This is a genomic window from Rhizobium oryzicola (assembly GCF_030504645.1).
Taxonomy (GTDB): Bacteria; Pseudomonadota; Alphaproteobacteria; order Rhizobiales; family Rhizobiaceae; genus Neorhizobium; species Neorhizobium oryzicola.
The window spans coordinates 115,375-122,630 of the sequence record NZ_JAUKWQ010000015.1 but is presented as its reverse complement, the minus strand read 5'-3'; the positions used below and the strand labels follow the sequence as shown (position 1 = coordinate 122,630).

The window sequence follows — 7,256 nt, the reverse complement described above, 5'->3', positions numbered from 1 at the left end:
AATAGACGCATGATTTTGGAGTCGGCGCAGTCAGTTGATGCGCCGGGTGTGGCGACGCAAGCCTGGCGGAGCGCCGTTTCAGATCAAGGACGGGCAGGCTGTTCTGCCGGTCAATGCTGCTCGCCAAGCAGCGCGGCCAGTTGGTTATTTGGCGACCACTTGGCGTCAATCATTAGTTCGTCCGGCGACTTCTGTGCACCAGCGTATCGTGATAGCGTGGCTTATCTAACCGCCTTCGTTCGGGTCGTCGACCTGATCGACTTGAGAGAAACCCTTCCGTCCAAACTAGCTCGCTCTAGGCCTCGGATATGAGCGTCAAGCAGTGATGTTGCGACGGAAATTTCCTTCCTTTTCAGCGCCTCGAAAATCTGATGGTGGGCGGCGCTGGAGCCGGGGCGCCAACCGGCGGAGCGGGTGGCTGAAAATAGGATTCTTGAATTAGCGAGTTGGAGATCATCAAGCATGGAGAGTAGTTTCGGCATACGGCACGCGCCTACCAACTCGCGATGAAATGACCGATTTGCTCGCTCCCACTCGACTATGCTCTCGGCTTCGTCACCCGCTACCATAGCAAGCTCGATTTTCTCCATCGTCGCAGAGTTGATTTTAGGGGCAGCCAGCCGAAGAGCCAACGTTTCCAAAGCCGCGCGGATCTCGATTGTCTCCAGAATTGATGTCTGATCAAGGGGAGCAACTCTCATTCCGCGCCGAGGAAGACTTATGGCCAGTCCTTGAGAGCGGAGATGCTGGAGCGCCTCACGCGCAGGTACATGACTGGCGTCGAATTCCCTGGCAATCGTATCTTGGCGCAGCGGGGTCCCAGCCTGAATCTCGCCGCGAACGATCCTCTCCCCGATCACATTGGCGATCCGTTGCGCAACCGTTTCAGACATATGACCTCATAGATAATCTATTAAAAAACGTGTTGCTCGTGTTCGGCGAGCATTTTAGCGTCGTCCTGCAGTCAGCAATGCAGGAATTATCTATAAATATTAGATGGCGCGCGACTGGCAAGGCCTGTTTGAGGAGAAATTGACATGCAAGCACTCAGTACGGTCGGGGACGTGGTTCAAGAAAAACCATGCGACGCCCAGTGGACGCTGGACGCCGCGCGGGAGCTTTACAACTTACCTCTCAATGACCTGTTGTTTCGATCGCACACCCTGCATCGGACAAAGTTCAACGCCAATGAAGTCCAGTTAAGCAAACTCCTCAACATCAAGACCGGCGGATGTCCGGAAGATTGCGGTTATTGCAGCCAATCAGTCCACGCCTCCGGCGTCGCTGCTTCAAAGCTCATGAATCTCGACGACGTCCTGCTGGAGGCCCGAAAGGCGAGAGAATCCGGCGCAACCCGATATTGCATGGGCGCTGCTTGGCGAAGCCCGAAGCCTCGTGATGAGCCTGCAATCGTTGCCATGGTCAAAGGGGTGAAGTCACTCGGGCTCGAGACCTGCATGACCCTTGGGATGCTGTCGTCTGCGCAAGCGGAAACTTTTGCCGATGCAGGCCTCGACTATTACAATCACAACATAGACACATCCGAACGCTTCTATCCGGAAGTCATCACAACCCGCAGCTTCGCAGATCGTCTGAAGACCCTCGCGAATGTACGCGAAGCGGGCATCAAGGTCTGCAGCGGGGGCATTATCGGCATGGGCGAGACGCCCGACGACCGCATCGACATGTTGGTGACGCTCGCCAATCTTCCAGAGCCGCCCGAGAGCGTGCCGATCAATCTGCTTATTCCGATGCCAGGAACCAGGATGGCCAACCTCGAACCCGTCGATCCGATCGAGTTCATCCGTATAATCGCACTGGCGCGGCTGATGATGCCGGCTTCCTCGGTGCGCCTGACAGCTGGGCGCACTACCATGAGTGATGAGATGCAGGCGCTGTGCTTCTTTGCCGGCGCCAACTCTATCTTCGTCGGCGATACGCTTCTGACGGCGGCCAATCCTGGTAATGACCGGGATTCGAACCTCCTCGCCAGACTAGGCATGACCGCGACCAGCTTGGAGATCCCGGGTGAACGCTGACCGCCTTGCCCGCTACAGCGCGACGCTGAACCAGCTTCGCAAAAAGGGCCAGTTGCGCACACTGAGGCTTGATACCGCCGCCGATTTCACCTCTAACGACTATCTGGGGCTGGCGGCATCGGCTGAAATGCGCGATGCCTTGCTTGCCGCGATCGAACGCGCCGTTCCCGCGGGCGCGGGTGGATCGCGTCTGTTGCGTGGCAACCACACTGAGCTTGAGGCGCTGGAAGATGAAGCGGCCGTCTTCTTCGGCTGTGAGCGTGTGCTTTACCTCGGCAGCGGCTACGCTGCAAATTTGGCAATCCTCTCAACCCTACCGCAGCGCGGCGATCTCATCGTTCACGATTGCCTCGTCCATGCCAGCGCGCATGAAGGAATGAAGGTCGGCAAGGCCGGTGTTGTGGCTGTGCCACATAATGATCCCAATGCGGTCGAAGATGCGATCCGCGCTTGGCGTGCCACTGGTGGCAGGGGCTTTCCCTGGATCGTCGTTGAGAGCCTCTACTCCATGGATGGTGATCGCAGCGCGATCCCGGCGCTTCTCAGTATCGCGGATCGCCACAACGGCTTTCTGATCATCGACGAGGCACATGCAACGGGCGTGCACGGTGACGGTGGTCGCGGCTTTTCCGCAGAGTTCAAAGGCCGCGACAGTGTCATCGTTCTCCATACTTGTGGCAAAGCATTGGGTTCGGCTGGTGCGCTTGTTGGTGCCAATCGTGTGATCTACGATTTCCTCGTCAACCGGGCTCGACCCTTCATCTATTCGACAGCACCCTCACCGTTGCAGGCGGCCTGTGTTCGCCAAGCGCTGCGGGTCCTTGCCGGTCAGCCTGAGCGACGCACCCGTTTGCATGAACTGATCGATTATGCCAACGCGGAATTCTCCGACCGCTTCGGTATGTCCGGAAGCGGCACGCAAATCATACCGGTGATCGTCGGTGACAGCCGCCGCACCGTGCGCATAGCGGAGCGGATGCAAGCGAGTGGCTTTGACATTCGGGCGATCCGCCCGCCGACCGTGCCCGCGGGAACGGCCAGGCTGCGCATTACGATAACGCTCCATGTCGATAAGGCTGCCATAGCGCAAATGATGAATGCGTTGGCAGAGGCTTTGCAGGAGGAGAGAGTATGAGCAAGTGCCTCGTGATTACCGGAACAGATACCGGCATCGGCAAGACGGTCTTTTCGGCGGCTCTCGCCGCCGCGCTTGATGGCTACTACTGGAAGCCGGTTCAATCGGGCCTTGACGAAGAGACCGATAGCGAGACCGTAAAGCGGCTGTCCGGTCTGGCGCCGTCGCGTATCTTCCCGGAAGCCTGGCGCCTGCGTACACCGGTCTCTCCGCATCTCTCGGCCGAGATCGACGGCGTTGCGATTGATCCCGACGCGATTGATCTTCCCGAGACCGATCGTCCTCTTGTTGTGGAAGGCGCAGGCGGGCTGCTCGTGCCGCTGACAAGGCAAAGCACGTATATCGACGTCTTTACACGCTGGGGGCGGCCCTTGATTCTCTGCGCGCGCACCGGGCTTGGCACGATCAATCACACGCTTCTTTCCGTCGAGGTATTGCGCCAGCGGCACATCCAGATTGTGGGGATTGCTTTCATCGGCGACGAGCTCTCCGACACGCAGTCGATCATTGCTGAGATGAGCGGCTTGCCGGTTCTTGGGCGTCTGCCGATGCTCGAGTTGCTGACGCCGGAGAGCCTGCGCCGGGCGTTCAGGGATCATTTCGATCTCTCTCTCCTCCAAGAAAGGATTGCGGAATGACTTGCACTGAGAAGACATCGCCGGTCTGGCACCCGTTCAGCCAGCACAAGCTAGAACCAGCATTCAAGAAGATTGTCACAACCGAAGGCGCCTATCTGATCGACGACGATGGCCGCTCGGTTCTCGATGCGATTTCCTCCTGGTGGGTAATCACACATAGGCACCGCCATCCCAAGATCACCGAAGCGATACGCCTTGCGGCGGAGCGCTACGACCAGATCATATTTGCCGAGTACACCCACGAGCCAGCCGAGGAGTTTGCGAGGGGACTGATCAAACTCGCGCCACGTGAAATGGCGCATGTCTTCTATACCGACAGCGGGTCGACCGCGGTCGAAGTCGCCCTGAAGATGGCGCTCGGCTTCTTCCACAATAGCGGCGCAAAACGCTCGCGCGTCATCGTAATGGAGCATGGATACCACGGCGATACGATCGGCACGATGTCGGCGGGCGAACGAGGCGTTTTCAATGCTGCCTATACGCCGCTTCTCTTCAATGTAGATACGATCCCCTTTCCGAAGCCCGGCTGCGAACAGCAGACGTTAGATGCTCTCGAGCGGCTCTGCCGCAGTGGTGATGTCGCGGCTTTGTTGATCGAGCCGCTGGTCCTCGGAGCCGGTGGCATGAAAATGTATCCGGCTCATCTCTTGGCGGAGTTCCGGCGCATCACTCAGCGATACGGGACGCTGCTCATTGCCGACGAGGTGATGACAGGATGGGGACGGACCGGATCGCTGTTTGCTTGCACCGCGACTGGTCTCATGCCAGATATCCTCTGCCTGTCGAAGGGCATCACCGGTGGGGCGCTGCCACTGGCCGTGACTTTGTGCACCGCTGAAATTTTCGACGCACATCTTTCTGAAGACCGGCGCCGGACTTTCTTTCATTCAAGCTCTTACTCGGCCAATCCCATCGCTTGTGCTGCAGCCGTGGCGAATTTACGGATATGGCGCACTGAACCTGTAAGTCAGCGTATTGAGACAGTCGCGACCATGCATCGCGACAGGCTGGCGCGATTTCAGTCGGATCCGCGTTTCACGAATATTCGCCAGCAGGGCACAATCGCAGCACTTGATCTCGCTGCCGATAGTACAGGCTATCTTTCGGAAGTCGGACCTCGCCTCCGGACCTTTTTTCGCCATCGCGACGTCCTCATCCGTCCGCTTGGCAACGTTATCTATTTGATGCCGCCCTATTGCGTGACTGAGGCGGATATGGACAAGGCCTACAACGCTATCGACGAGGCTCCCGATTTCATTTTGAGTGCAGCGCGATGATTATTGCCAGCCGAATAGCGGGCTTCGGGCACTACGCACCCGAGCGGCGTGTCGATAATCTGGAGCTGGAGCTGAAGTTGGGGCTCAGTCCCGGCTGGATTGAGTTGCGCACAGGCATCCGCTCGCGGCGTTGGGCGGCTGCAACCGAGACGCTTACGGATATCGCAGCGAAGGCAGGCGATATGGCGCTGGACGAGGCGGGCGTTGATCGCAATAAGGTTGCGCTGACGCTGCTTGCAACATCAACACCCGACCATCTCCTGCCACCATCAGCGCCTCTGCTGGCATTCCGCCTCGGTCTATCCGCATCTGGGGCGATCGACCTTGCCGGTGCATGCTCCGGTTTTGTCTACGCACTTGTGTTGGCCGACGGATTCGTAAGAGCGCACGGCAAGCCGGCGCTGGTTGTTGCCGCCAATATTTTGAGCCGTCGCATCAACATGAAGGAGCGCGGCACGGCCGCAGTCTTCGCCGACGCCGCGGGCGCGGTTCTATTGATGCCGTCAGCCGTGCGGGACAGCGGTGTGATCGGTGTTGAGCTCATCCAAGAGGGGCAGAATTACGATACGATCCAAATCCCCGCCGGTGGCAGCAAGCGGCCATTGGAGTCTGGCTTCGATATCGACGAAATGCGAATTACGATGCCTGATGGTAGGGCGGTTTTTGCCCACGCAGTGCGTATGATGACGCAATCGGGAGCCCGTGCGATGGAGCGGGCACAGCTTTCCTCAAATGACATAGCCCGTTTCGCACCGCATCAGGCCAATTCCAGAATTATAGATGCGGTCTGCAATCAGCTTTTGATCGCGCCCGATGCTACTCTTCGGACTATCGGCGAGTTTGGCAATTCTTCCGCGGCGACTATCCCTCTGTCGCTCTCGCTGGCTAACAAAGAACGGTGCTTCGCTTCGGGCGAGTGTGTATTGTTGGCAGCGGCTGGCGCTGGGATGGCCGGGGGGGCGGTTGCTTTCCGCTTCGCTTGACAAACTGACGGCATCCTTAACGGGCCTTTCTTTGATCGAATAGACGGCAACTGGCGACAGCGCGCGGCAGGAGGTTGCCGAAGACACGTGTCGATACAGATGCGGTCAAGAGAGAGCACAGTGATGCTACCACTCCACAGGTGTTTGTGAGTGACAACCGCGTGGGCGGCTATGACGACACGAGGCGCTTTCTTGGCAAGAAGGTGATCGATCCAAAGCAGACCACATATCGCCCGGTTGTTGTTTTGTTCTCGATGACCGCGCTAATGGCGATGGCAGCGAGCAGCGTAGTAACTGGTAATCCCTTTACTCTGAAGGCCGCAGAATGGTTCATTGGCTTCTCAATGGGTAAGCGATGTTTTCCTTGCACATTGACCAGGCTTGATTAAGCGCACCGAATGATTCCGCTACAACACTGACGGCAAGAATGCGCCAGAAGAGGAAGTTGCGCTGTGGATGCTCCGGCTATAGGCTTAATTTCGGTTCAGTGTGTAATGAGCGGATAATGACTTTAATCGATTTCGAGGCAATCCACTTCCCGGTCCTTCGCAGTTGGCTGGGCAGCGAGCGCGATGTGGTGCAGTGGGGCGGACCTGATCTGACTTATCCAATCACCGACGATCAGCTTGAACAGATGATTATCGACAGGCAAACGTCACCGCCCAAGCGGCTATCCTGGATGGCTGTTAACGCGTCTCAGGTTATAGCAGGGCATATTCAATTAGCTGTGGACTGGAAAAATGGCGTCGCAAGGATTGGCCGCGTCATAGTCGCGCCAACAATGCGGGGACAAGGACTGGCTAAACCGTTGCTGGAAGCGGGATTGGAGCGGGCGTTCTCTCATCCGAGAATCGAGAGGACTGAGCTAAATGTCTATAGCTGGAACATTGCCGCTATCCGAACCTACAAAAAGCTCGGTTTTGTCCACGAGGGAGTGAGGCGGTCGTCTACCAAAGTTGGTGACGAGAGATGGGACACCGCGATCATGAGCATGCTTCGTTTGGAATGGGAAACGAGACTGCTCAAATGACCGCTTCGGGCCAAACCCGGACAGCGGTACCCGTCCCTCTGATGTCCCTTCTCGCTTTTCTACATCCCAACATTGCACAGTCTGGACACGGTCCCATATGAACCGCTTCTGCGGAGGTAAGCCACAGCGCGAGGCTCAACGATTTTAGCGCGTT

General features: G+C 57.6%; 8 protein-coding genes. 7 read left to right on the top strand and 1 reads right to left on the bottom strand.

Features of this window, described 5'->3' with window-relative positions; translation table 11 throughout:
- Positions 1-221 precede the first annotated feature (221 nt).
- Positions 222-893, bottom strand: a complete 672-nt coding sequence (locus tag Q2T52_RS25705) for a GntR family transcriptional regulator (RefSeq protein ID WP_302079776.1) — start codon at positions 891-893, stop codon at positions 222-224.
- 144 nt (positions 894-1,037) lie between these two features.
- On the opposite strand from Q2T52_RS25705, the gene bioB reads away from it, so the two are divergent.
- From bioB to Q2T52_RS25670, 7 genes are all read left to right on the top strand, one after another.
- Positions 1,038-2,039: a biotin synthase BioB gene (bioB, locus tag Q2T52_RS25700; RefSeq protein ID WP_302079775.1), complete on the top strand. Its 1,002-nt coding sequence runs from the start codon at positions 1,038-1,040 to the stop codon at positions 2,037-2,039.
- Positions 2,029-3,174, top strand: coding sequence for an 8-amino-7-oxononanoate synthase (locus Q2T52_RS25695; RefSeq protein ID WP_302079774.1), 1,146 nt, complete (start codon positions 2,029-2,031; stop codon positions 3,172-3,174). The genes bioB and Q2T52_RS25695 overlap by 11 nt, the downstream gene beginning before the upstream one ends.
- A complete protein-coding gene (gene bioD / locus Q2T52_RS25690; protein WP_302079773.1) occupies positions 3,171-3,812 on the top strand; it encodes a dethiobiotin synthase in 642 nt (213 codons plus the stop codon). Before Q2T52_RS25695 ends, bioD begins: the two co-directional genes overlap by 4 nt.
- Positions 3,809-5,089: an adenosylmethionine--8-amino-7-oxononanoate transaminase gene (locus Q2T52_RS25685; RefSeq protein ID WP_302079772.1), complete on the top strand. Its 1,281-nt coding sequence runs from the start codon at positions 3,809-3,811 to the stop codon at positions 5,087-5,089. Before bioD ends, Q2T52_RS25685 begins: the two co-directional genes overlap by 4 nt.
- Positions 5,086-6,072, top strand: a complete 987-nt coding sequence (locus Q2T52_RS25680; RefSeq protein WP_302079771.1) for a beta-ketoacyl-ACP synthase III — start codon at positions 5,086-5,088, stop codon at positions 6,070-6,072. The genes Q2T52_RS25685 and Q2T52_RS25680 overlap by 4 nt, the downstream gene beginning before the upstream one ends.
- Positions 6,073-6,146: 74 nt before the next feature.
- Positions 6,147-6,461: a thioredoxin domain-containing protein gene (locus Q2T52_RS25675; protein WP_302079770.1), complete on the top strand. Its 315-nt coding sequence runs from the start codon at positions 6,147-6,149 to the stop codon at positions 6,459-6,461.
- A gap of 116 nt (positions 6,462-6,577) precedes the next feature.
- Entirely contained in the window at positions 6,578-7,102 is a 525-nt protein-coding gene (locus tag Q2T52_RS25670) for a GNAT family N-acetyltransferase (protein WP_302079769.1), read from the top strand.
- Positions 7,103-7,256: the final 154 nt, after the last annotated feature.